The sequence below is a fragment of the Mesorhizobium sp. M8A.F.Ca.ET.208.01.1.1 genome (assembly GCF_004791315.1).
GTDB lineage: Bacteria > Pseudomonadota > Alphaproteobacteria > Rhizobiales > Rhizobiaceae > Mesorhizobium.
On sequence record NZ_SRUT01000222.1, the window covers coordinates 1 to 321 of the forward strand.

At 62.3% G+C, this 321-nt stretch carries 1 pseudogene; it reads left to right on the forward strand.

Annotation, left to right across the window (positions count from 1 at the left end):
• A pseudogene (locus tag EN851_RS35020) lies at positions 1–195 on the forward strand (2-oxo-hepta-3-ene-1,7-dioic acid hydratase); the annotation flags it as partial.
• Positions 196–321: the final 126 nt, after the last annotated feature.

Genomic DNA, 321 nt, shown 5'->3' on the forward strand with positions numbered 1-321 from the left:
GGCGCCGGCGTGCTTGACCATCCGGCCAAGGGCATTGTCTGGCTCGCCAACCGGCTCCACCAATACGGCATGCAGATAGAGGCCGGACAGGTGGTGCTGTCGGGTTCCTTCATCCGGCCGGTCGAATGCCGGCATGGCGACCGGATCGTCTCGGATTTCGGACCATACGGAACCATCCGCATAGACTTCGCCTGATCGGCAGCATTTCCAGCGCGGAAAAGAAAAAGGCCGGGCGCGAAAGCGGCCCGGCCAAGCATGAAGGTCATAACCTTCAGAGGGGAACATCGCCCGGCGCAATGGGAGGAAAACACCGGGCGACAC